This is a genomic window from Accumulibacter sp. (assembly GCF_023806625.1).
Taxonomy (GTDB): Bacteria; Pseudomonadota; Gammaproteobacteria; order Burkholderiales; family Rhodocyclaceae; genus Accumulibacter.
In genome coordinates this window covers 68715-89947 of record NZ_JAMTDX010000083.1, presented here as the reverse complement: position 1 = coordinate 89947, position 21233 = coordinate 68715, and the positions used below count along the sequence as shown (strand labels likewise).

Below are 21233 nucleotides of genomic sequence, written 5' to 3'. Positions count from 1 at the left end.
GCGGCGGCGCGCAGCATGCTGCGCGAAACCCCGCCTTCGTCCACTGCCGGCTTTGCACAGCCGGCCGGCTACGGCGGCGCGCAGCATGCTGCGCGAAACCCCGCCTTCGCCCTCGCCTATCCATCTGATATGGCTCGTCGTTCGCTCCGGGAGGGAAAGGAAGGGACCCTCCCCTCCCTTGGCGCCGGGCATATCGGGCGGCTCGCGACGATTTCTTGACAACCTCTCGGTCCCGGCAGCCGGCTCAATGGCGTTGGGCAAGCGCGACGAACTCCTGTGCATCCGGCCCGACGTAATTCGCCGACGGCCGAATGATCTTGCCGTCGATCCGCTGCTCGATGACGTGTGCCGCCCAGCCGCTGGTCCTGGCGATGACGAACAGCGGCGTGAACATCGGCGTCGGCACGGCGAGCATGTGGTAGACCACCCCCGAGAACCAGTCGACGTTCGGAAACATCCGCTTCTGCTCCCACATCACCGACTCGATGCGGCTGGCGATTTCGAAGAGAACCGGATTGTCGCCGTCGATGCACAACTGCTCGGCCACGGCGCGGATCACCCGATGCCGCGGGTCGGCAATCGTGTACAGCGGGTGCCCGAAGCCGATGATGATTTCCCTGTTCTCGAGGCGGCGCCGGATGTCGGCCTCGGCGTGATCGGCGTCGTTGTAGCGGCTCTGGATCTCGAAGGCCACCTCGTTGGCTCCGCCGTGCCGGGTGCCGCTCAGCGCGCCGATCGCTCCGCTGATCGCTGCGTAGAGGTCGGCTCCGGTACCGGTAATCGTCCGCGCGGCGAAGGTCGAAGCGTTGAATTCGTGCTCGGCGTAGAGCACCAGCGACTTGTCCAGGCTGCGCGCGTGGAGGCCGCTCGGCGCCCTGCCCGTGAGCAGGTGCAGGAAGTGCGCGGCGATCGAATCGTCGTCGGTCTCGGTGTCGATGCGCCGGCCATTGTGCGACCAGTGGTACCAGTAGAGGAGCATCGACCCGAAGCCGGCGACCAGACGGTTGGCGATCTCGCGCGCGGCGCCCGGGTTGTGGTCCTGGGCCTCGGGAAGTATCGTCCCGAGGGCCGAACAGCCACTGCGCAGGATGTCCATCGGATGAGCCGACGCCGGCAGGTTCTCGAGCATCGGCCGGAGCATCACCGGCAGCCCGCGCAGCGTCTTGAGCTTCTTCTTGTACTGATTGAGCTGGGTGACGCTGGGCAGGCGGCCGTAGAGCAACAGGTAGGCCACTTCCTCGAAACTCGCAGACTCGGCGAGCGCGATGACGTCGTAGCCGCGGTAATGAAGGTCGTTGCCCATACGACCGACCGAGCAGATCGCCGTGTCGCCGGCAACGACGCCGGATAGCGCGACGGACTTCTTCACCCTGGGGGCCAGCGCTTGCCGCTTCTCGTCCATAAGCTCCCCTTTCTTCAAGGCACGACAGAGGTCAGGGCGACACGCCGGGAGCCGCGTCGCGGGCGGGCGCCACGCTCGGGATCCTCGGCAGGACGCCAGCTGGCGCCGGGGATCCGCGTGCCGGCGATGTCAGTATTGACGAGTTCGGCGGCTCCGGTCAACTGCACGCGCAAGACCGGCCGGGATCGTCGGGCGACACCCGACGCGCGGGCGTGGGATTCGTCGACTAGCGTTTCCTCGTTCCGGTCCCAGCCGATCGGCCATCGACGTGAAGTTCGATCGCCGTCTGGAAGGCTAGCGCACAGGCGTGCTCATGACCGATCAGATAGCGCGGCAGGAGGGCCACCTCGACTTCGGTGACCCCGGCATCGATCATCCCGAGGCGTTCGGCAGCCTCCCGGGAAAGGTCGATCACCCGGCTGCGGTGCCCCATCCGGTCGTTGATCCTGACCACCACGCAGCGGGCCGAGAGGACACGGCGCACGGCGACGAGCGTGCCGATCGGAAAGCGGTTGCTCGCCGCAGAGATCGTGTGATGCTCGAAGCGCTCTCCCGACGCAGTCCGCCGTCCGCCGAAGCGCGGCGCATAGAAACTCGCCTTTCCGGAAAGGATCACCGGCGCCTCCGGCCGGTGATCATGCACCCCGGAAGCGGGTGCAGCGGCCTCTGCTGAAGACTCGAAGTCGGCGAAGGCGGAGAAGCAGACCAGCAGGGCCGGTAAGGCGAGCGCGCTTCTCACCCGGGCCGGCCCCGCGTCACGGCCGGCACCAGCGTCCAGCACACGGCGTCTGAGCAGCCGCCTGGCCGTGTTCCGACCTGCCGCCTTGCACGAAGATTCGCGCAGCGATCGAGAACGCCTACAATCCGGTGTTTTTGGGCAGAAGTGTGGATGCGCAGCCGGCGGCCGTCGGCCGGTGCGGCGATGACTGGTCCGGCCATTGACGTGGAAGTCGCTCGGCGACCCACGAACCTTGCCTCGCCCGCTTGCGCGAGAGGGATCGGGGGAGAGGAAACGGTCATGACTATCGTTGATTCCGCGATGGCTCACGAAGCCATCTTCGCTAGCATAGCCCGCAGACCCTGGTGCGCACAAGCCGAGTGAAAATCGGATCCCGCAAACCGCCTCCGGCCACCGCCGACGATCGCCCGGCCCAGACAAGAACGAGGCCCTGACCCGGAAGCCGACCAGGATGCGAACGCACGTTCTTCCCGACTGGCTGCGCACGCTGCTCATCCGCAGCGTGTCGCACCGCCATTACACGCTGGTCGTCACGACCATTGCCTTCGCCTCGACGGTCAGCTTCGCCTTTCCGTTCGCTGCCGTCCTGATTCCGGCGGTGCTCCTTTCCCCGCGGCGCTGGTGCAGTCTCGGGTTTCTCAGCGGACTGGCCAGCGGTCTCGGTGCGGTGCTGCTGGTCAACATCTTCCAGCACCTCGGCCTTGAGCTGATCGCCACACGCTACCCGGAACTGCTGCAAACGAGTGCCTGGCAGACCGCCTCCGACTGGTTGCAGCGCTGGGGTCTGCTCGCCATGCTGGTGATTGCCGGATCGCCGATTCCGCAGACGCCTGCCCTGCTCTTCTGCGCGCTGGCCAATCTGTCGACACCCGGAATCCTGCTTGCCGTCGCTATTGGCAAAACGGTCAAGTACCTGTTCCTGGCCTGGGCGACTGCACGCTACCCGGCGCGCTTCATCCGCTTCAACTGATCACCGTCTGGTCGCCGTCGCCAGCCAGTCCGGCATCCCGCGCCTGCACGTCGGCCCAGTAACTCGAGCGGACCATAGGCCCGCAGGCCGCCCCCGAAAATCCCAGCGCCAGCGCCTGCTGCTCGTACATCCGGAACGTTTCTGGGGGCACATAGCGTGCCACCGGCAGGTGATGGCCAGAAGGAGCGAGGTACTGGCCGATGGTCAGCAGGTCGACGTCGTGCGCGCGCAGGTCGCGCAGTACGGCGACGATCTCGTCGTCGGTTTCGCCGAGGCCGACCATCAGACCCGATTTCGTCGGCACCAGCGGATAACGTTGCCGGAAGGCCTTCAGAAAATTCAGCGAGTGCGCGTAGTCGGCGCCCGGACGGGCCTGCCGATAGAGGCGCGGGACGGTCTCGAGGTTGTGATTGAGAACGTCGGGCAGCGCCTGGCCGAGCAGGTCGAGCGCCAGGTCCGTCCGCCCCCGGAAATCGGGAACCAGCGTCTCGATCGTCGTCCCGGGTGAGTGGCGGCGCACCGCTCCGATCACCTCGACGAAGTGCTGCGCGCCGCCATCGCGCAAGTCGTCGCGATCGACGCTGGTGATCACCACGTAGCGGAGCCGGAGGCGGGCGACGGTTTCAGCGAGCCGCTGCGGCTCGTCGGGATCAGGAGGCAGTGGCTTGCCATGGCCGACGTCGCAGAACGGGCAGCGGCGCGTGCAGATGTCGCCGAGAATCATGAACGTCGCCGTCCCCCGACCGAAGCATTCGCCGATGTTCGGGCATGCGGCTTCCTCGCAGACGGTGTGCAGCTTCTGCTCGCGGAGCATCCTCTTGATCTCGCCGAAACGGCCCGCATCGTTGCCGGCCTTGACGCGGATCCAGTCGGGCTTGCGCGGAGTCGGCTGCGGCACGATGCGGATCGGGATCCGCGCGGTCTTCTGCTCACCCTTTTCCTTGACACCGGCGGTCCGCAGAGACCGCCCCTTCGCCCCGCGCTGCTCGTTCGTGCCCGTCATTCGCTGGCCTCGAGCCTGGCCGCCAGATGTGCGGCGAGCGCCGCGGCGGCTTCTTCGGGGGTCATCTGGATGCCCAGATCCCGGGTCTGGGTGACGGCGAGTCCAGGGTAGCCGCACGGATCGATCGCCGCGAACGGCGAGAGATCCATATCGACATTGAGGCTCACCCCGTGATAGCAACAGGTCCGGCGCACGCGCAGACCAAGAGCGGCGACCTTGGACTCGCCGGCGTAGACGCCCGGCGCACCGCTGCGCCGTTGGCCAGTCACGCCGTGCGCGGCGAGCAGGTCGATCACCGCCTGTTCGATCGTCGCCACGAGCTCGCGGACCTTGAGCCCCCTGCGCCCAAGATCAAGCAGCAGATAGATCACCACCTGGCCCGGGCCGTGGTAGGTGATCTGGCCACCCCGATCGCAGTGCACCAGCGGAATCCCGACGTCGGCCAGCAGGTGTTCACGCTTCCCGGCCTGGCCGAGTGTGAACACCGGCGAGTGCTCACAGCACCACATCTCGTCGATCGTCCCGGAATGCCGGGCGGCGGTGAAATCGACCATCGCCTGCCACGTCTGCCGGTACTCGGTCCGCCCAAGATGACGCAGCAGCAGCGGCGCCGGGCCATCGACGTAGAGTTCGACACAGCCGCCCGCGGAGGCCGGGAAGGCTCGGGAGACCGCATCCCCGGCCCGCATCACAGAACCATCCTGACCAATGGATGGCTGGTCAGCTCACGGTACAAGGCGTCGAGCTGCTCCCGACTCGTGGCGCGGATCGTGCAGGTCAGGCCGACGTACTTGCCCCCTGCCGACGGACGCATCTCGGTGCTCTCCGGTGCGAAGTCGGTAGCATGGCGCAGGACCACCGCGAGAATCTCCTCGACCAGCGAGTCGCGGTTCAGACCGATCACCTTGAGCGGAAACGCACAGGGGAACTCTAGCAGGCTGGCAGTGCCGCCGGTCTCACTCATGGGTGAACCCTACCGGTCACTCCGATCGACCCGCGGCGGCCCACGCAGCGCGCGGGGTCAGGCGATCGCCGAATCTGTTCGGGCGCATCGACCGTTGCTGCTCTGTTTGGCGGTCGAAGATCGTTACCTTTCCGCCCGGTGCGAAGGCGCGAACCGCTCACTTGAACCACAGGCGGACCGAATCGACCATCCGTCCAAAGAAGCCGGCTTCGGGAACGGCATCCAGGGCGAGTACCGGATAATCTCCGTAGGCCCGGTCGTCGACGCTGACCTTCAGCGTGCCCAGAGGCTGACCCTGGGCAATCGGAGCGAACAGCGGCTGCTGGGTGACCAGTTCCGTCCTGATCTTCGGACCGAAGCCCTTCGGCACGGTGATCACGAGATCACTCGGGAAACCGATCCTGACGGCGCTTTCCTTGCCCTTCCAGACCCTGAGCGTCGAGACGGCCTCGTTCCGGGGGTAGATCTGAACCGCGTCGTAGAACTGGAAGCCGAAATTGAGTAGCTTGATCGACTCCTGCGCGCGCATCTTGTCGGATGGCGCGCCCATGACCACCGACAAGAGACGGCGCGGCCCGCGCTTGGCCGACGAAACCAGGCAGTATCCCGCCGCTTCGGTGTGCCCGGTCTTCAGGCCGTCGACGCTCGGGTCGATGTAAAGCAGGCGATTGCGGTTCGGCTGGGTGATGTTGTTGTAGCGGAACTCCTTCATCGAGTAGTACTTCGCGTACTCCTCAGGGAAATCGCGGATCAGCGCGCCGGCAAGGATCGCCAGGTCGCGCGCCGTCGTGTAGTGCTGTGGGTCGGGCAGACCGCTCGAATTGCGGAAACTCGATCCCTTCATGCCCAGTCTCTGAGCTTCGCGATTCATCACCTGGGCGAAGTTCTGCTCGTCGCCGGCGACCGCCTCGGCCAGCGCGACGCACGCGTCGTTGCCGGACTGGACGATCATCCCCTTGAGCAGGTCTTCGACGCGAACCTGCGTTCCGACCTGGATGAACATCCGCGAACCGCCGGTCTTCCACGCCTTCTCGGAAACCGGAACAGTCTGATCGAGTTTGAGCGTCCCTTGGCGCAGTGCCGAAAAAACCACATAAGCGGTCATCAGCTTGGTCAGCGAAGCGGGCTCCAGACGCAGGTCCGGTTCGGAGGCGACGAGTTCCTGACCCGAGGCTGCCTCGACCAGCAGCCACGACTTGGCCGCCAGCACCGGTGGCGTCGGAGCCTGCTGGGCCCGGGCCAGGACCGGCAGGAACAGCAGGACGAGGATCAAGGAACTGAAGGAACGCAAGTTGAACATGGTTGGCCGAATTCTTTCTAAAGTCGCGATTATAGCAAGCGATCCAGACGGAGCCGGCGCCTCTGCCGCGAGCCACGGCGGGCCAGCCGGGGGGCTGCTGAAGGCCACGTCGTGACTTTGTGCACTCCCCCGAAGTCCGTAGTGCGTACCATGTCGCCACCCTTTGCCAGGCAAGCCCGAACGAATACGGGCACCATGAAACGCAGATGCCGCCACCCTTCCGAAACCTGCAGCGTCCTCTCGACCTGCAGAGCGCCTACGCAGAGCTCGCCAGACATGGCCTGGCCGGCGAGCGACTCGACGACACCCTGCGCGGACTGACCGCCAGCACGGCGCGGACGCTGAACATCGAGCGCGTCGGTCTCTGGGCACTGACCGCCCAGCACACCCGACTCGAGTGCGTCGACCTCTACGAACTCTCCCCCGACCGTCACAGCGACGGCATCAGGCTTCAGGTGGAGGACTACCCGCAGTACTTCCGGGCGCTCGGGGCTGGTGACCCGATCGTCGCCGACGACGCGATGAAACATCCGGCAAGCCACGAACTGACCGACGACTACCTCCTGCACAACGGCATCAGCGCGTTGATCAACTCGCCGATCCATGCGGCCGGCGAGGTCCAGGGTGTGCTTTCGATCGAGCGGGTCGGACCGCACTCGGCCTGGACGTCGATCGAGAGGCTGTTCGCTCATGCCGTTGCCGGCCTGGTCAGCATCGCCCTGCTCCACGACCAGTTGTCGGTCAACCGCAAGGCGCTTCGCGACGCTGAGCTGCTGCGCGACGCACTGTTCAACGGGGTGCGCGATGCGATCCTGATCTCCGACGCCGGAACGGGCGAGATCATCGACGCCAACGAGCAGGCCGAAAGACTTTTCGGGCGACGGGTCGAGGATCTGCTCGGCGCGCTGCAAAGTGAGCTCTGGGACAGCGTCAACGCCCGGGACATCTGTGAACTGTGCACCGGGCTGGCGAGAGACGGCGGCGCCCAAGCGCTGCGCGGCGAAGTGCTCTGCCGCGACCGTCTGCCGATCCCGGTCGAGATCAGTAACCGGATTATCGATCTCGGCAAAGGCCGAAGGTTCGTTCAGGGCGTCTTTCGCGAACTCGCCGCAACGGGGGACGAGACGATCAGCGACTGACGAAGGTCGGCTTGTAGCCGAGCGCGAGACGGATTCGCTCGGCTACCCTTTCGGCATCGCCCCGGCTGGCGTACGGACCAAGATGCACGCGGTGGATTCCGCCACCCGGGTTGACCTGGATTGCCTCACCGAGCCAGTCGAGCTCGCGCTGGAGGTGCGCGCGCAGGCTCTCGGCATTCTCGACGCTCGAAAAAGCGCCGAGTTGCAGGAAGACTCCGCGCGCGAGCGGAGCAGGCGAGCCACCAGCGTCCGCCGGCGGCGCCGGCGAGGCCATTCCGGACGCCGACGGGTAGGCCGGCCTCGCATCCTGACCAAGCCTGGCGACGAGCAGTTCGATCTCGTCGGGACCGGATGACCCCTGCGCTGGCGACACCCTGGGCGCCGGCATGACCTGAGCGTAGGTCATCGTCGTCGCCCCTTCGGGAACGATCGACTCGACCTGGACGAACGTGCTCCCGTCATCGACGTAACCGAGACGATAAGCTGCCGCGTAAGACAGATCGATGACCCGGTCAGCGTGGAATGGCCCGCGGTCGGTCACCCGGACGACGACCGACCGGCCGTTGCTGAGGTTGGTGACGCGAGCGTATGAGGGCAGAGGCAGCGTTGGATGCGCCGCGGTCATCGAGAACATGTCGTACGGCTCGCCGATCGAGGTCTTCTGTCCGTGGAACTTCTTGCCGTACCAGCTGGCGACCCCGCGCTCCTGGTATGGACGCAGTGCCGTGAACGGTTCGTAGGCCCTGCCGAGTACGACATAGGGGCGATTGGCGAAACGATGCAGCGCTTCGGCTTTCGGCACAGCGTCCGGGAGTTCGTCGAGATTGTCGGGAATCTCGTCGCCTGGACCGTCGTCCTTGTAGTAGGCCCCCCCCTTCTTCTGCACGACTGTCGTCTTCCGCGGCTGCCTGGCCGGGGCCCGCCCCGTCTCGACCCCGCGCGCGGTCGCTTCCGGCGAGCGCGCCGCGGGCCCACCGCAGGCCGCAAGCAGAAGCGGCAGGACGAACGCCGCGAGAGCGGCCAGCGACCAGGCACCGATCGGGGCCGGCCGCGCAGATGGCGCGAGGAGTCTCCGATTCGCGGCACGGTGGCGCTGCGGGACGGCACCAGCCCCGGCACCGGTCTCAGGGTGTACCGATCTCATTGTCTCACCAGCATGCGATGCGTCTGGACGCTCATCAGTATTCCGATACCGATCGACAGCGTGACCAGCGCAGTCCCGCCATAGCTCATGAACGGCAGCGGCACGCCGACCACCGGCAGGATCCCGCTGACCATCCCCATGTTGACGAAGACATAGGTGAACAGACTCAGGGTCACCGATCCGGCGATCACCCGCGCGAAAAGCGTCGAGGCGTTGGCGGCGATGATCAGCCCGCGGACGATCAGCGCGAAGTAGAGCAGCAACAGGATGACGTTGCCGAATAGGCCGCGCTCCTCGGAGAAGACAGCGAAAATGAAGTCGGTATGCCGCTCGGGGATGAATTCGAGGTGGGTCTGGGTCCCGGCGAGCCATCCCTTGCCGAAACTTCCTCCCGAACCGATGGCGATGGTCGACTGGATGATGTGATAGCCCGCTCCGAGCGGATCGCTGGTCGGGTCGACCAGCGTCAGTATCCGCTTGCGCTGGTAATCGCGAAGCATCGTCCAGACGAACGGTACCGCGCCAGCGGCGACGACCGCAAGACCGAGGATCACGCGCCACGGCAGCCCGGCGAAGAAGATCACGTAGAAGCCCGCCGCACCAACGAGGATCGCCGTCCCGAGGTCAGGCTGCTTGGCGATCAGCGCAAACGGAACCAGCAGCAGCAGCGAAGCGATCACGTAGTGCCGGAACTTGAGCGTGGCCTCGTTCTTGTGGAAATACCAGGCGAGCATCAGCGGTACCGCGACCTTGAGGATTTCCGAGGGCTGAATCCTCGTGAAACCGAGCGACAGCCAGCGCCTTGCGCCGTTGACCTTGACGCCGAACAGGAAGACGAGGATCAGCAGAACGACACCGATCGCGTAGAGTGGGACGCCGAAGCGCATCAGCTTCTGCGGCGGCACCTGGGCCACCGCCCACATCGCCACGAGCCCGATGGCCATATTCATGGCCTGCGCCAGAGTCCGGTTGCTGGCATCGTAGGTCGCGCTATACACCGTCACCAGCCCGACGCCCATGATCAGACAGGTGACCAGCAGCAACGGACCGTCGACATGCGCGACGAGGCGCAGCCGGAGACGGAGCAACAGAGCCTGCAGCACGGCTCAGTCTTCCTCCACGTCGCTCTCCTCGGCAGCGCCCTTGGGCAGCTTGCCAAGCAGATAGTAGTCGAAAACCATCCGCGCGATCGGCGCCGCCGACTGCGCTCCGAAGCCTCCGTTCTCGACGAGGACGGCGAGCGCGATCCGCGGCTGATCGACGGGCGCGAAGGCGATGAACAGTGCATGGTCGCGCAGTTCCTTGCGGACGCTCGAATGCCGGTACTCGGCGCCTTTCAGGCTGAAGACCTGGGCCGTACCGGTCTTGCCGGCGGACACATAGGAAGCCCCGGCAAACGCCTTCGCCGCAGTCCCCGCGAGGTTGACGCCGATCATCGCCTTCTTGATCACGTCCACGTTCTGGCGCTTCCAGGGAAGAATGCGCAACGGTTCGGGCTCGATCATCGTCTTCTGACCGGTTCGACTGTCGGTGATGTACTTGACGAGGTGCGGCCGATACATGATTCCGTTGTTCGCGACGGTCGCCGTCGCCTGAGCCAACTGGATCGGAGTATACGAATTGTAGCCTTGGCCGATGCCAATCGATACGGTCTCGCCAGCGAACCACTTCTGCTGTTCGGGCCTGCGGAAGCGGCGCTTCTTCCATTCCGGCGACGGCAGGACACCCTCCGACTCACCCTGGATGTCGATCCCGGTGCGCTGCCCGAAGCCAAGCTTTTCCATGAACCTGGCGATGCTCTCGATGCCCATCTCGTTGGCCAGCATGTAGTAGTAGGTGTCGCACGATTGGACGATCGACTTGTGCATGTCGACGAGCCCGTGCCCACCCTTCTTGTCGTCGCGGAACTGGTGCCCCCCGAAATTGAAGTAACCGGGATCCGCGATCGCTTGGCCAGGGGTGCGCTTGCCGGTTTCGAGCCCGGCGAGGGCCATGAACGGCTTGAACGTCGAGCCCGGCGGATACGCCCCGTTCAACGCACGGTTCAACAGTGGCCGGTCGGGAGAATTGTTGAGCAGATCCCAGTCGTCGCTGCGGATACCGTCGACGAACAGGTTCGGATCGAAGGTCGGCGTCGATACCAGCGCGAGAATCCCGCCGGTCGACGGTTCGATGGCCACCAGCGCGCCCCGACGGTCGCCGAAGGCTTTCTCGGCCATCTCCTGGAGGCGCGAATCGAGGGTCAGCGCGAGATCGTTGCCCTGAACGGGAGCCGTCCTTGCCAGGCTCCGCACGGCCCTTCCACCGGCATCGGTCTCGACCTGCTCATAGCCGGTCTCGCCGTGCAGATCGAACTCGTAATACTGCTCGATGCCGGTCTTGCCGATGTGGTCGGTGCCCTTGTAGTTCGCGGCCTCATCGTTTTCCTCGATCATCTCGAGGTCACGCTTGTTGATCCGCCCGATGTAGCCGATCGCGTGCGAGGCGATCGGCCCGAGAGGATACTGGCGAAACAGCCGGGCTTTGACCTCGACCCCCGGAAAGAGATACCGGTTGGCCGCGAAGCGCGCGACTTCCTCCTCGCTCAGCCGCGTACGGATCGGCAGGCTTTCGAAGGTCTTGCTCTCTTCGAGCAGCCGGCGGAAACGCTTGCGATCCTTCGGCAGAATCTCGATGACCCGGCTCAGCCCGTCGATCGTCGCCTCGAGATCGTCGACCAGAGACGGCGTGATCTCGAGAGTGAATGCCGAGTAGTTGCGCGCCAGTACCGTGCCGTTGCGGTCGACGATCACGCCCCGGTTCGGCACGATCGGCACCAGCGAGATTCGGTTGTCCTCGGCACGCGTCGAATAGTAATCATGCTGGACGACTTGCAGATGCACGAAACGCGCAATCAGCAGGGCGAAGGCCAGGACGACCACCACGCCGCTCAGGGCGACGCGAAAACGGAAGCGATCGAGGTCGCGATCCGCAGCGCTCAGCGATGTCCGGCCAGCCAACACGGCAATCCCTCAACGACCGATGTGCCCGGTCCCCGGGCGAGCCGGCGAGCATCCGAACCGGTGGACAGAATTCCCGGCAACGCAGGAGGCGTTCTCAGAGCGGACGGTTGGCATCACGGTCTACTGGGCGATGCTGCGGCAGCAGCAGGAAGAAGGTCAGCACCGGCCAGAGCGCCGCGCCCAGACAGGGCCCGACGAAATAGCCGAGACCGGGAAACTCGCCACCGGCGAGCAGGCGCACGCACAACTGCACCAGTTGCACCAGGATCAGCAGCGGGAACACGTGCAGGGCCTGCTGGAACAGCGGAAACCAGAGAATCCTTCGGGACAGTGACGAAGCGCCGTACGCGGCAAGGACATAGGCCAGCGCGTGCTGTCCGAGCAGGCTTGCGTCGGCGACGTCCATCGCCAGGCCGAGTATGAAAGCCAGGCCCATGCCCACCCGGCGTGGCTCTCGAACGCTCCAGAAGATGATCACCAGCGCGAGCGAGTCGGGAACCGCGAGTTGGCTGGCCATCGGCACGAGGTTGACGAGGAGCGCAACGAGCAGGCTGACGGCGATGAACCACGGCCGCACGGGCAGAAGGATGCGCGATGAGGAATAGCTCGTCTGCATGCAGGTTCTCCTCGATAAACGGAATCAGCTCAGCAATGCCTGCGCGCACCGTTCGCCCGCGAGGCCGGATACCGGCCTGCAGGCCGCCGCCTGCCCGCGATGCGCGGCGAGGACGTGCCGTCCGGCTGGCGCATGCCCCGCCGCTGGCGAAAGCTGGTCCACGCCTCCTCATTCCTTCCGCGCCCGCTTCTTCTTGGCCACTCCGGCCTTGGCCGCGGGCTTGGCATCGCGATCCCTGGCCAGTTCCTCGGGCAGTGCGGAGGCTGGCCGCGGATCGAGAATCATCACTTCGCTGAAGTTCTCGACCCCGGCCATCGGTGTGCAGAAGATACGGGCGAACGAGTAAGAGGTGTCGCGTTCGATGTGTACCACCCGAGCAACCGGAAAGCCCGGCACAAAGACGCCGTCGAGCCCCGAGGTGACCAGGACGTCACCGTTCTGCACGTCGACATTCGCCGGCAGGAAGCGCAGTTCGAGTTGCCCGTTACCCAGACCGAAGACGACCGAGCGCAATCCGGTGCGCAGGATCTGCACTGGAACCGCCTGCTCCTTGTCGGTAATCAGGGTCACCTCCGCGACGAACGGAAAGACGCGTGTCACCTGGCCGACGATTCCCGCGTCGTCGATCACCGGCTGCCCGATGACCACGCGGTTCTGCAAGCCCTTGTCGACGACGATGCGCCGTGTGAAGGGATCCCGCGCCGAATAGAGTATCTGCGCCAACTGGCCGCTGGCCTGCTGCCGCTCCCTGACGGCGAGAAGCCTGCGCAGGCGCTCGTTCTCCACTTCGAGCTGCTGCGTGCGCAGCAGTGTGGCGACGTTCTCGATCCGGGCGCGCTTGAGCTGCGCGTTTTCCTCCTGGAGACTGGTGATGGTCACGAAGTAGCCACTCGCCTTGTCGATGAGTTGCCCCGGCAGGTGGGCCAGTTCCTGGGCCGGCTGGGCGAACAGCGACAGCGCCTGACGAAGGATCTCGAGCGTCTGGAAGCGGGCATCGGCGATCAGCAGCGCCAGCGAGAGCGTCACGTAGAACGACAGCAGCGCCATCGGCGCGGGACCGCGCTTGAAAAACGGAGGCGGCTGATGGTCCATCGATCAGGCCCGCGTGTCTGCCGGCGCGGCGCTCGTGCCGCCGGTTTCAGTCGGAAGCGAAGATGCTTCCGAGGTTGTCCATCTTCTCGAGTGCCAGGCCACAGCCTCGAGCGACGCAGGTCAATGGCTCCTCGGCGACGATGACCGGGAGGCCGGTCTCTTCCATCAGCAGGCGGTCGAGGTCGCGCAGCAGCGCGCCGCCACCGGTGAGGACCATCCCCTTGTCGGCAATGTCGGCGCCGAGTTCGGGCGGTGTCTTTTCGAGCGCCGACTTGACCGCCGAGACGACGCTGTTCAGCGGCTCGGTGAGCGCTTCGAGGATCTCGTTCGAAGAGATCGTGAACTTCCGCGGAATCCCCTCGGCCTTGTTGATCCCCGAAACCTCCATCTCGCGTACCTCGGCACCTGGAAACGCCGAGCCGATGCGCTTCTTGATGTTCTCGGCGGTATTCTCGCCGATCAGCATGCCGTAGTTCCGGCTGATGTAGTTCATGATCGCTTCGTCGAGCTTGTCCCCGCCGACGCGCACCGATCCTGCATAGACCATGCCGCCGAGAGAGATGACCCCGACTTCGGTCGTTCCGCCGCCGATGTCGACGACCATCGACCCGGTCGGTTCGGCAACCGGGAGGCCCGCACCGATCGCCGCAGCCATTGGCTCTTCGATCAGAAAGACCTGGCTCGCACCGGCACCGATCGCCGATTCGCGGATCGCGCGGCGCTCGACCTGAGTCGACCCTGACGGCACGCAGATGATGATTCGCGGCGACGGCGAAAGCAACCGGGAATCATGAACCTTCTTGATGAACTGTTTGAGCATCTGCTCGGTCACCGTGAAGTCGGCGATCACCCCGTCTTTCATCGGACGAATGACCGTGATCGCTCCGGGCGCCTTGCCGAGCATCTCCTTGGCCGACTTTCCGACTGCCTGGATCGTCTTTTTCGAGCTCGGGCCGCCTTCGGTGCGGATCGCAACCACCGACGGTTCGTCGAGAACGATCCCCTTGGAGCGGACGTAGATCAGGGTGTTGGCCGTCCCGAGGTCGATCGCCAGGTCGTTCGAGAAGTAACTGCGCAGGAAACTGAACATGCTTGCGAAATCCGTGATGGCCCCGAAAGGGGACTGCGGTGGGAAAAACTTTTATGATACCTTATGTCCCCGCCTCGTTTAACCCCTCAGCGATTTCGCCCATGGCCCTCACCCGCGAACAGGTCCACCGCATCGCCCACCTGGCCCGCATCGAGATCAGCGATGCCGAGGCCGACCGCACGCTCGAGCAACTGAACGACATCTTCGCGCTGATCGCCGAGATGCAGGCCGTCGACACCAGCGGCGTCGAGCCGATGGCTCACGCCCAGGACGTCGCCCAGCGACTGCGCGCGGACCAGATCACCGAAGTCGATCAGCTGACCCGGCGGACTGCTTTCCAGCTGATCGCCCCGCAGACCGAGGACGGTCTCTACCTGGTACCGAAGGTGATCGAATGATCGAAAGGAGCTTGCGGGAGATTGCCAGCTCCCTGGCTGAACGGAGGATTTCGAGCGTCGAGCTGACCCGGCTCTACCTCGACCGGATCGCCCGCCACAATCCCGCGCTGAACGCCTTCATCACGATCGACGAGGAAGCGAGCCTGGCTCAGGCACGGGCCGCTGATGAGCGCCTGCGCCGCGGCGACGCGGGTCCGCTGACCGGCATCCCGATCGCGCACAAGGACATCTTCTGCAGCGAGGGCTGGCTGACCACCTGCGGGTCGAGAATGCTCGCCAATTTCGTCAGTCCCTACGACGCATCGGTGATCGCCCGCTTCAGGGCGGCTGGAGCCGTTCTGCTGGGCAAGACCAACATGGACGAGTTCGCGATGGGTTCGTCGAACGAGACGTCCTTCTTCGGACCGGTCAGGAACCCCTGGGACCTGACCCGCGTCCCCGGCGGATCGTCAGGCGGATCGGCCGCTGCGGTCGCCGCGCGCCTGGCGCCGGCGGCAACCGGAACCGATACCGGCGGCTCGATCCGCCAGCCGGCGGCGCTCTGCAACCTGACCGGGATGAAGCCGACCTACGGGGTCGTGTCGCGCTACGGGATGATCGCATTTGCGTCGTCGCTCGACCAGGGCGGCCCTCTCGCCCGCTCAGCCGAGGACTGCGCGGTAATGCTCAGCGCGATGGCCGGGTTCGACGACCGGGACTCGACGAGCCTCGACCGTCCCGCTGAAGACTTCTTCCGCGACTTGGTCTCCGACCGTGGAAGCAGGCCGCTGAGCGGGCTGAGGATCGGTCTGCCGGCGGAATTCTTCGACGCCGGATGCGATCGGGAGATCATCGAACTCGTCGACGCGGCGGTCGCCGACTACCGTCGGCTCGGCGCCGAAACGGTGAGCATCAGCCTGCCGAACATGCGCCTGTCGGTGCCCGCGTACTACGTCATCGCGCCCGCCGAGGCGAGTTCGAATCTTGCCCGCTTCGACGGCGTGCGCTACGGTTACCGCGCAGCGGAGTATCACGATCTGATCGACATGTACCGCAAGACTCGTGCCCAGGGCTTTGGTGCGGAAGTCAAGCGCCGCATCCTGATTGGTACCTACGTCCTGTCGCACGGCTACTACGACGCCTACTACCTGCAGGCGCAGCGCATCCGCCGGCTGATCGCCAACGATTTCGCCGAGGCATTCCGGCAGTGCGACGTGATCGCCGGCCCGACGAGCCCGACGACGGCCTTCAGGCTCGGCGAGAAGGCGGCGGACCCGGTCCAGATGTACCTCTCCGACATCTACACGATCGCCGTCAATCTCGCGGGCCTGCCGGCCGTGTCGATCCCCTGCGGCTTTGCCGCCGGCCTCCCTGCCGGTCTGCAACTGATCGGCAACTACTTCACCGAAGCCCGCCTGCTCGATGTCGCGCACCGCTACCAGATGGTCACTGGATGGCACCTGCAGCATCCCCGCGGCTTCGACTCCGAGGACTAGCAGCGATGCAGCAATGGGAAGCCGTGATCGGCATCGAAACCCACGCGCAGTTGGCCACCCAGGCGAAGATCTTTTCGGGCAGTCCAATCGCCTTTGGGGCCGAGCCGAACCTCCAGGCAAACGCGATCGACATCGCCCTGCCCGGCGTGCTGCCCGTGCTCAACCGGGCTGCCGTCGAATGCGCGATCCGCTTTGGCCTCGCGGTCGGCGGGAAGATCGCTCCGCGGTCGGTCTTCGCACGCAAGAACTATTTCTACCCCGATCTACCGAAGGGTTACCAGATCAGTCAGTACGAACTGCCGGTGGTCGTCGGCGGGAGCCTGCTGATTCCGGCTGGCGAATCAGACAAGGAGATTCGTCTGACCCGCGCCCATCTCGAGGAGGATGCCGGGAAGTCGCTGCACGAGGGCGCAGGCCAGCACTTCCGGGGCTGTTCGGGGATCGACCTCAACCGCGCCGGGACGCCATTGCTCGAGATCGTCAGCGAACCGGACATGCGTTCGGCGATCGAAGCCGTGGCCTACGCGAAGGCGCTGCACGCCCTCGTCCGCTGGATCGGAATCTGCGATGGAAACATGCAGGAGGGATCGTTCCGTTGCGACGCCAATGTCTCGGTGCGCCCCGCTGGCCGGCAGGAGTTCGGCACGCGTCGCGAAATCAAGAATCTCAACTCGTTCCGCTTCCTCCAGCAGGCGATCGACTACGAGATCCAGTGGCAGATCGCGACGCTCGAGGACGGTGGGCGGATCGGACAGGCGACCGTGCTCTTCGACCCCGAGACCGGCGAAACGCGCAGCATGCGCTCGAAGGAAGACGCCCACGACTACCGCTACTTCCCGGACCCCGACCTGTTGCCGCTGGTCATCGAGGAGTCGTGGATCGCAGAGATCCGCGCACAGTTGCCCGAACTGCCTGCGGCCAAGCGCGAACGACTGATCGCCGATTACGGACTCCCCGCTTACGACGCGAAGGTCCTCACCGCCTCGCTGGACATCGCCAAGTATTTCGAGACGGCCGTTACCGTCGCCGGGGCGGCCCACGCCAAGACCTGCGCCAACTGGGTGATGGTCGACCTCGCCGCACGGCTCAACCGCGAGGGCCGGGAGATTGGAGAATCGCCGGTCTCGGCGCAACAGCTCGGAAGCCTGATCGCCCGGATCGCCGACGGAACGCTGTCGACGAGCCTGGCGAGAGAAGTATTCGACGCCTTGTGGACCGGCCAGGGCGCCTCGGCCGACGAGGTCATCGCCGCTCGCGGCCTGCAGCAGATCAGCGACAGCACCGAACTCGAAAAGCTGATCGACGATGTGCTCTCCGGCAGCGCGTCACTGGTCGCCGAGTTTCGCTCGGGCAAGGAAAAAGCCTTCAACGCCCTGGTCGGCCAGACGATGAAGGCGACACGCGGCAAGGCCAACCCGCAGCGAGTCAGCGAACTCCTCCGACGAAAGCTTGGCTGACGATAGGTTCCGCCTCTCCGGCGTCGGCTCACCCGTTTGACTTGGCGGCCGCCGGAATGCGCTCCCTTGGCCAAGCTCACGGGCGCGCGGGAGGCCGCTTGGAGAGTTCGACGAAGCGGCGCAGTTCCTCGTCGTACTTCTGGCGCACCGCTTCGCGCTCCTTCTTCTTGCCCTCGATGATCAGTTCCTGCGTCGTGATCTCGTGATCGGCGTCGCGCAGGCCCTTCGCGACCTCTGCAGGCAGCGTGCGGTTCCGGTAGAACTCCGCCTCGTCCTCGAACTTCTTCCGCCGCCCGCGGATCTCCGCGATCCGCTCGTCCGCCGCCTTGATCGCCGCGGCAATGTCGCGCTCGGCGCGCGTGCGCATGATCTCGATGTCCTTCTCACTGCCGTAGGTGTTGAGCAGCGCCTGATCCTTGCGCCGCTGTTCGTTGGCCAGCCTATCCTGCTCGGCACGACGTCTTTCCTCGGCCTCCCTCTGGGCCCGCTGTTCGGCGGTCAGCGGGGCTTCGACGGTCTTCAGCGTGCGACCGGAGTCGCCGACGATGCGATAGGCACGCCCGTAACAGGCGGGAGGCAGAATGTCCCCGCAGGCCTGCCGTCCCGAGTCGTCGTTGCAGCAGAAGATCCACGTCCCTCCGCGGACCTGCTGCGAGCAGGCCAGCAGAAAGACCAGCGCGCCGCATTCAAGTACCGCTCGCAACACCGTACTCCTCGCGATAACGGGCCACCGCGACCTCCCAGTTCGTGAAATCAGGCCGCTGCTTCAGGAAGGCGATGAGATCGTCGACACTGGCCACGGCGATCACCGGGATCCCGTAGTCACGCTCGACTTCCTGCACGGCGGACAGTTCGCCGCTCCCGCGCTCTCTCCGATCGAGGGCAATGACCACACCGCACGGTGCGGCTCCTGCCGCCTCGATGAAGTCGACCGACTCGCGCACCGAAGTACCCGCGGTGATCACGTCGTCTACGATCAGTATCCGGCCGCCGAGCGGAGCACCGACGATCACGCCGCCTTCTCCGTGATCCTTGACTTCCTTGCGATTGAACGAGAAAGGCAGATTGCGCCCGCGTCGCGCCAACGCCACGGCCACCGAGGTGACCAGCGGGATGCCCTTGTAGGCGGGGCCGAACAGACCATCCACGGCGAGGCCGCTGGCGAGGATCGTGCTGGCGTAGAAGTCCGCGAGCCGGGCGAGAGCCTCGCCGTCGTGGAACAGGCCGGCATTGAAGAAGTAAGGCGTCAGGCGACCCGCCTTGGTGCGAAATTCGCCAAAGCGCAGGACGTCCCGTTCCACGGCGAAGTCGATAAACTCGCGCCGAAAGTCCATCAATACTGTCATTTCCGACCGCCAATCCTGGAGCCGCTGCCTATGTTACGCATCATTACGCTGAACCTCAACGGAATCCGCGCCGCGTGGCGCAAGGGTCTTCTGTCCTGGGCCCGCCTGCAGCAGGCCGACGTCGTCTGTCTGCAGGAACTCAGGGCCGATCCCGCCGACCTCTCTGCCGAGATGCGCTCGCCCGACGGACTGCACGCCTTTTATCGGCACGCGGAGCGAAAGGGTTACAGTGGTGTCGGCCTGTGGTCCCGGCAGAGACCACGGGCGATCGTCGATTCGCTTGGCCACGCGGAGTTCGACGCCGAGGGTCGCTATCTGCGGGCCGACTTCGGCAGCCTCTCGGTCGTCTCGCTCTACCAGCCTTCGGGATCGAGTTCGGAGCACCGCCAGAGAATCAAATTCCGCTTCATGGACTGGATATATCCGCATCTCGCCGAACTCGCGGCCAGCGGACGCGAGGTGATCGTCGGCGCGGACTGGAATATCGCTCACCAGGAAGTCGACCTCCGCAACTGGAAGAGCAATCAGAAAAACTCGGGGTTCCTGCCCGAAGAACGGGCCTGGATCGGCCGCCTTCTCGCCGAGGCCGGGTGGTGCGACGTCTATCGCCGGCTGTACCCCGAGGTGACGGACGAGAGCTACACCTGGTGGTCGAATCGGGGCCAGGCGTGGGCCAGGAACATCGGCTGGCGGCTCGACTATCAGCTCGCCACGCCCGGTATCGCTGCCCGGGCCAGGCGAGCGATCGTCTACCGCGAACGGCGCTTCAGCGATCATGCACCCCTGACCATCGACTACGAATACGCGATCGACGGCGAGCACGAACGACAGGAGCGCCCGCCAGCCGTCGATGACCCTGGCCGGCATTGACATTGATCTTGTCACGCGAATTCTATAATCTGTCAATTCGACAGCCGGCGTTCTGCCCCCCTTGCCGAAACGCTGTTCTTCCTGTCACTTCCTTCCACAGCGAGGCCAGTCATGTCCGAAGTTACCGATCTCTCCACCGCCAACAAGCAAAAACTCGTCGCCGACATGAAGGTTGTCGTCGCCGATGCCGAGGAGATTCTGCGCGCCACTGCCGGCGTTGCCGGCGACAAGATGGGTGACCTGCGCGAGCGGATCAGCGAGCGACTGCGCGACGCCAAACTGCGGATCGCCGACGCCGAAGCCGCGCTCGTCGACCGAACGAAAGCTGCCGCACGGGCAACCGACGACTACGTCCACGAGAACCCGTGGCGTGCAGTCGGTCTGGCTGCTGCCATGGGTCTGCTGCTCGGCGTGGTCATCGGACGTCGCTGAGCAGCGCGCCGAGGCGATGAGCGACTCTGCCGGCAGTGCAGGTCTCCTGGGTACGACCAGGAACGGGGCCGCGGCGCTGCTGGCTGCCGGACGCGCGCGACTCGAGCTCCTGGGCCTCGAACTGCGCGAAGAGAAGCTTCGTGTCGTCGACCTGCTCCTGCTGGCCACGACAACGGCTTTCTGTTTCCTGATCGCCGCGATCCTTCTCGTTGCGCTGCTGGTCATCGTGTTCTGGGACAGCAGGATCGTGCTGCTCGGTGCACTGAGCGGGGTCTTCGTCAGCGCCGGGGCACTCGCCTGGAGGGCGCTCGGCCGCTCGCTGAGCCAGAGCGGTCCGCTGTTCGCGCAGAGCATCGCCGAGCTGGACAAGGACCTGCACCAGCTGGGCGGTCTGAAGCGCGATGAAGCAGCAACTGATTGAGCTCGCCGTCCAGCGCGGTCGCCTGATCGAGAGGATCGGCAGCCAGCGTGAACGTCTTGGCGAGCAGTTCCAGCCCCTTGGCAACGGCCTCGCCACGGCCGACCGGGTAATTGGAGCACTGCGCCAGGGAAGGGACTATCTCAGCGGACATCCCGAAGTTGTCGTCGGAACCGTCGCCGTGCTCATCGTGCTTCGCCCAGGCCGTGTCTGGCGATGGGCTCGGCGTGGTCTGACGATCTGGCGGAACTGGCGGCTCGTGCGTCACGAACTCGCCGCCCTTGGGCTGATCCGCGGCGCCTGAGACGTACTGAAGAAATCCGCGCGAGGAGCGGGCAACAGCGCAAATCGGTCGCGCAGCGGATTCATTCACAAC

Annotated in this window: 23 protein-coding genes; 9 read left to right on the top strand and 14 right to left on the bottom strand. The window is 65.3% G+C overall.

Annotated elements, in window-relative coordinates; translation table 11 throughout:
- Positions 1–244: 244 nt before the first annotated feature.
- Positions 245–1402, bottom strand: coding sequence for a 2-methylcitrate synthase (prpC, locus tag NFW05_RS14045; RefSeq protein WP_295308062.1), 1158 nt, complete (start codon positions 1400–1402; stop codon positions 245–247).
- Positions 1403–1628: 226 nt separating this feature from the next.
- Complete coding sequence (locus NFW05_RS14040; RefSeq protein WP_295308059.1) at positions 1629–2141, bottom strand: septal ring lytic transglycosylase RlpA family protein; 513 nt, start codon at positions 2139–2141, stop codon at positions 1629–1631.
- A 451-nt stretch (positions 2142–2592) separates the two neighbouring features.
- Between NFW05_RS14040 and NFW05_RS14035 the strand changes: the two genes are divergently transcribed.
- Complete coding sequence (locus NFW05_RS14035; protein ID WP_295308056.1) at positions 2593–3111, top strand: hypothetical protein; 519 nt, start codon at positions 2593–2595, stop codon at positions 3109–3111.
- Here NFW05_RS14035 and lipA read toward each other — a convergent pair.
- From lipA to NFW05_RS14015, 4 genes are all read right to left on the bottom strand, one after another.
- Positions 3104–4114, bottom strand: a complete 1011-nt coding sequence (gene lipA, locus NFW05_RS14030) for a lipoyl synthase (RefSeq protein ID WP_295308053.1) — start codon at positions 4112–4114, stop codon at positions 3104–3106. The genes NFW05_RS14035 and lipA overlap by 8 nt on opposite strands.
- Positions 4111–4803, bottom strand: coding sequence for a lipoyl(octanoyl) transferase LipB (gene lipB, locus NFW05_RS14025; protein ID WP_295308050.1), 693 nt, complete (start codon positions 4801–4803; stop codon positions 4111–4113). Before lipB ends, lipA begins: the two co-directional genes overlap by 4 nt.
- Positions 4803–5078, bottom strand: a complete 276-nt coding sequence (locus NFW05_RS14020) for a DUF493 domain-containing protein (RefSeq protein WP_295308047.1) — start codon at positions 5076–5078, stop codon at positions 4803–4805. Before NFW05_RS14020 ends, lipB begins: the two co-directional genes overlap by 1 nt.
- A 157-nt stretch (positions 5079–5235) precedes the next feature.
- On the bottom strand, positions 5236–6369 hold the full coding sequence (locus NFW05_RS14015; RefSeq protein ID WP_295308108.1) for a D-alanyl-D-alanine carboxypeptidase family protein: 1134 nt from the start codon (positions 6367–6369) through the stop codon (positions 5236–5238).
- Between the two features lie 215 nt (positions 6370–6584).
- Between NFW05_RS14015 and NFW05_RS14010 the strand changes: the two genes are divergently transcribed.
- Complete coding sequence (locus NFW05_RS14010; protein WP_295308044.1) at positions 6585–7517, top strand: GAF domain-containing protein; 933 nt, start codon at positions 6585–6587, stop codon at positions 7515–7517.
- On the opposite strand, the gene NFW05_RS14005 is transcribed toward NFW05_RS14010, so the two are convergent.
- The 6 genes from NFW05_RS14005 to NFW05_RS13980 all read right to left on the bottom strand — a co-directional run bounded on the left by NFW05_RS14005 (position 7507) and on the right by NFW05_RS13980 (position 14461).
- Positions 7507–8403 (bottom strand): septal ring lytic transglycosylase RlpA family protein, encoded by an 897-nt coding sequence (locus NFW05_RS14005; protein ID WP_295308042.1) that lies wholly within the window; start codon positions 8401–8403, stop codon positions 7507–7509. The two genes, NFW05_RS14010 and NFW05_RS14005, sit on opposite strands and share 11 nt — an antisense overlap.
- Before the next feature lie 254 nt (positions 8404–8657).
- Complete coding sequence (gene rodA / locus NFW05_RS14000) at positions 8658–9764, bottom strand: rod shape-determining protein RodA (RefSeq protein WP_295308039.1); 1107 nt, start codon at positions 9762–9764, stop codon at positions 8658–8660.
- A 3-nt stretch (positions 9765–9767) separates the two neighbouring features.
- Positions 9768–11663 (bottom strand): penicillin-binding protein 2, encoded by a 1896-nt coding sequence (gene mrdA / locus NFW05_RS13995; RefSeq protein ID WP_295308036.1) that lies wholly within the window; start codon positions 11661–11663, stop codon positions 9768–9770.
- 94 nt (positions 11664–11757) lie between these two features.
- Positions 11758–12279: a rod shape-determining protein MreD gene (gene mreD, locus NFW05_RS13990; RefSeq protein ID WP_295308033.1), complete on the bottom strand. Its 522-nt coding sequence runs from the start codon at positions 12277–12279 to the stop codon at positions 11758–11760.
- Positions 12280–12447: 168 nt separating this feature from the next.
- Complete coding sequence (mreC, locus tag NFW05_RS13985) at positions 12448–13326, bottom strand: rod shape-determining protein MreC (protein WP_295308030.1); 879 nt, start codon at positions 13324–13326, stop codon at positions 12448–12450.
- A 91-nt stretch (positions 13327–13417) separates the two neighbouring features.
- Complete coding sequence (locus NFW05_RS13980; protein WP_295308027.1) at positions 13418–14461, bottom strand: rod shape-determining protein; 1044 nt, start codon at positions 14459–14461, stop codon at positions 13418–13420.
- Between the two features lie 101 nt (positions 14462–14562).
- Between NFW05_RS13980 and gatC the strand changes: the two genes are divergently transcribed.
- From gatC to gatB, 3 genes are read left to right on the top strand one after another with little or no spacing between them, the layout of a single operon-like run.
- Positions 14563–14859, top strand: coding sequence for an Asp-tRNA(Asn)/Glu-tRNA(Gln) amidotransferase subunit GatC (gene gatC, locus NFW05_RS13975; RefSeq protein WP_295308024.1), 297 nt, complete (start codon positions 14563–14565; stop codon positions 14857–14859).
- The gene (gene gatA, locus NFW05_RS13970) at positions 14856–16334 is read left to right on the top strand and encodes an Asp-tRNA(Asn)/Glu-tRNA(Gln) amidotransferase subunit GatA (RefSeq protein ID WP_295308021.1); all 1479 of its coding nucleotides are present in this window, start codon (positions 14856–14858) and stop codon (positions 16332–16334) included. Before gatC ends, gatA begins: the two co-directional genes overlap by 4 nt.
- A 5-nt stretch (positions 16335–16339) precedes the next feature.
- Positions 16340–17791, top strand: coding sequence for an Asp-tRNA(Asn)/Glu-tRNA(Gln) amidotransferase subunit GatB (gatB, locus tag NFW05_RS13965; RefSeq protein WP_295308017.1), 1452 nt, complete (start codon positions 16340–16342; stop codon positions 17789–17791).
- 76 nt (positions 17792–17867) lie between these two features.
- On the opposite strand, the gene NFW05_RS13960 is transcribed toward gatB, so the two are convergent.
- Together NFW05_RS13960 and pyrE are read right to left on the bottom strand one after the other, a co-directional pair.
- Positions 17868–18494 (bottom strand): hypothetical protein, encoded by a 627-nt coding sequence (locus tag NFW05_RS13960; protein WP_295308015.1) that lies wholly within the window; start codon positions 18492–18494, stop codon positions 17868–17870.
- Positions 18478–19137 (bottom strand): orotate phosphoribosyltransferase, encoded by a 660-nt coding sequence (gene pyrE / locus NFW05_RS13955; protein ID WP_295308012.1) that lies wholly within the window; start codon positions 19135–19137, stop codon positions 18478–18480. The genes NFW05_RS13960 and pyrE overlap by 17 nt, the downstream gene beginning before the upstream one ends.
- A 30-nt stretch (positions 19138–19167) precedes the next feature.
- On the opposite strand from pyrE, the gene NFW05_RS13950 reads away from it, so the two are divergent.
- The 4 genes from NFW05_RS13950 (at position 19168) to NFW05_RS13935 (ending at position 21161) form a co-directional block, all read left to right on the top strand.
- On the top strand, positions 19168–20007 hold the full coding sequence (locus NFW05_RS13950) for an exodeoxyribonuclease III (RefSeq protein WP_295308009.1): 840 nt from the start codon (positions 19168–19170) through the stop codon (positions 20005–20007).
- A gap of 111 nt (positions 20008–20118) precedes the next feature.
- Positions 20119–20439, top strand: a complete 321-nt coding sequence (locus tag NFW05_RS13945) for a DUF883 family protein (protein WP_295308006.1) — start codon at positions 20119–20121, stop codon at positions 20437–20439.
- Positions 20440–20455: 16 nt separating this feature from the next.
- Positions 20456–20860 carry a phage holin family protein gene (locus tag NFW05_RS13940; protein WP_295308003.1) on the top strand — a complete coding sequence of 135 codons (405 nt, stop codon included), beginning with the start codon at positions 20456–20458 and terminating at the stop codon, positions 20858–20860.
- Positions 20841–21161: a YqjK-like family protein gene (locus tag NFW05_RS13935; RefSeq protein ID WP_295307999.1), complete on the top strand. Its 321-nt coding sequence runs from the start codon at positions 20841–20843 to the stop codon at positions 21159–21161. The genes NFW05_RS13940 and NFW05_RS13935 overlap by 20 nt, the downstream gene beginning before the upstream one ends.
- Positions 21162–21233 lie beyond the last annotated feature (72 nt).

Bases quoted from the DNA above. Each gene is read 5' to 3' on its own strand.
- prpC (WP_295308062.1), bottom strand. From the start codon at position 1,402: ATGGACGAGAAGCGGCAAGCGCTGGCCCCCAGGGTGAAGAAGTCCGTC.
- NFW05_RS14035 (WP_295308056.1), top strand. From the start codon at position 2,593: ATGCGAACGCACGTTCTTCCCGACTGGCTGCGCACGCTGCTCATCCGC.
- lipA (WP_295308053.1), bottom strand. From the start codon at position 4,114: ATGACGGGCACGAACGAGCAGCGCGGGGCGAAGGGGCGGTCTCTGCGG.
- lipB (WP_295308050.1), bottom strand. From the start codon at position 4,803: ATGCGGGCCGGGGATGCGGTCTCCCGAGCCTTCCCGGCCTCCGCGGGC.
- NFW05_RS14020 (WP_295308047.1), bottom strand. From the start codon at position 5,078: ATGAGTGAGACCGGCGGCACTGCCAGCCTGCTAGAGTTCCCCTGTGCG.
- NFW05_RS14010 (WP_295308044.1), top strand. From the start codon at position 6,585: ATGCCGCCACCCTTCCGAAACCTGCAGCGTCCTCTCGACCTGCAGAGC.
- mreD (WP_295308033.1), bottom strand. From the start codon at position 12,279: ATGCAGACGAGCTATTCCTCATCGCGCATCCTTCTGCCCGTGCGGCCG.
- mreC (WP_295308030.1), bottom strand. From the start codon at position 13,326: ATGGCGCTGCTGTCGTTCTACGTGACGCTCTCGCTGGCGCTGCTGATC.
- NFW05_RS13980 (WP_295308027.1), bottom strand. From the start codon at position 14,461: ATGTTCAGTTTCCTGCGCAGTTACTTCTCGAACGACCTGGCGATCGAC.
- gatC (WP_295308024.1), top strand. From the start codon at position 14,563: ATGGCCCTCACCCGCGAACAGGTCCACCGCATCGCCCACCTGGCCCGC.
- gatA (WP_295308021.1), top strand. From the start codon at position 14,856: ATGATCGAAAGGAGCTTGCGGGAGATTGCCAGCTCCCTGGCTGAACGG.
- gatB (WP_295308017.1), top strand. From the start codon at position 16,340: ATGCAGCAATGGGAAGCCGTGATCGGCATCGAAACCCACGCGCAGTTG.
- pyrE (WP_295308012.1), bottom strand. From the start codon at position 19,137: ATGACAGTATTGATGGACTTTCGGCGCGAGTTTATCGACTTCGCCGTG.
- NFW05_RS13950 (WP_295308009.1), top strand. From the start codon at position 19,168: ATGTTACGCATCATTACGCTGAACCTCAACGGAATCCGCGCCGCGTGG.
- NFW05_RS13945 (WP_295308006.1), top strand. From the start codon at position 20,119: ATGTCCGAAGTTACCGATCTCTCCACCGCCAACAAGCAAAAACTCGTC.
- NFW05_RS13940 (WP_295308003.1), top strand. From the start codon at position 20,456: ATGAGCGACTCTGCCGGCAGTGCAGGTCTCCTGGGTACGACCAGGAAC.
- NFW05_RS13935 (WP_295307999.1), top strand. From the start codon at position 20,841: ATGAAGCAGCAACTGATTGAGCTCGCCGTCCAGCGCGGTCGCCTGATC.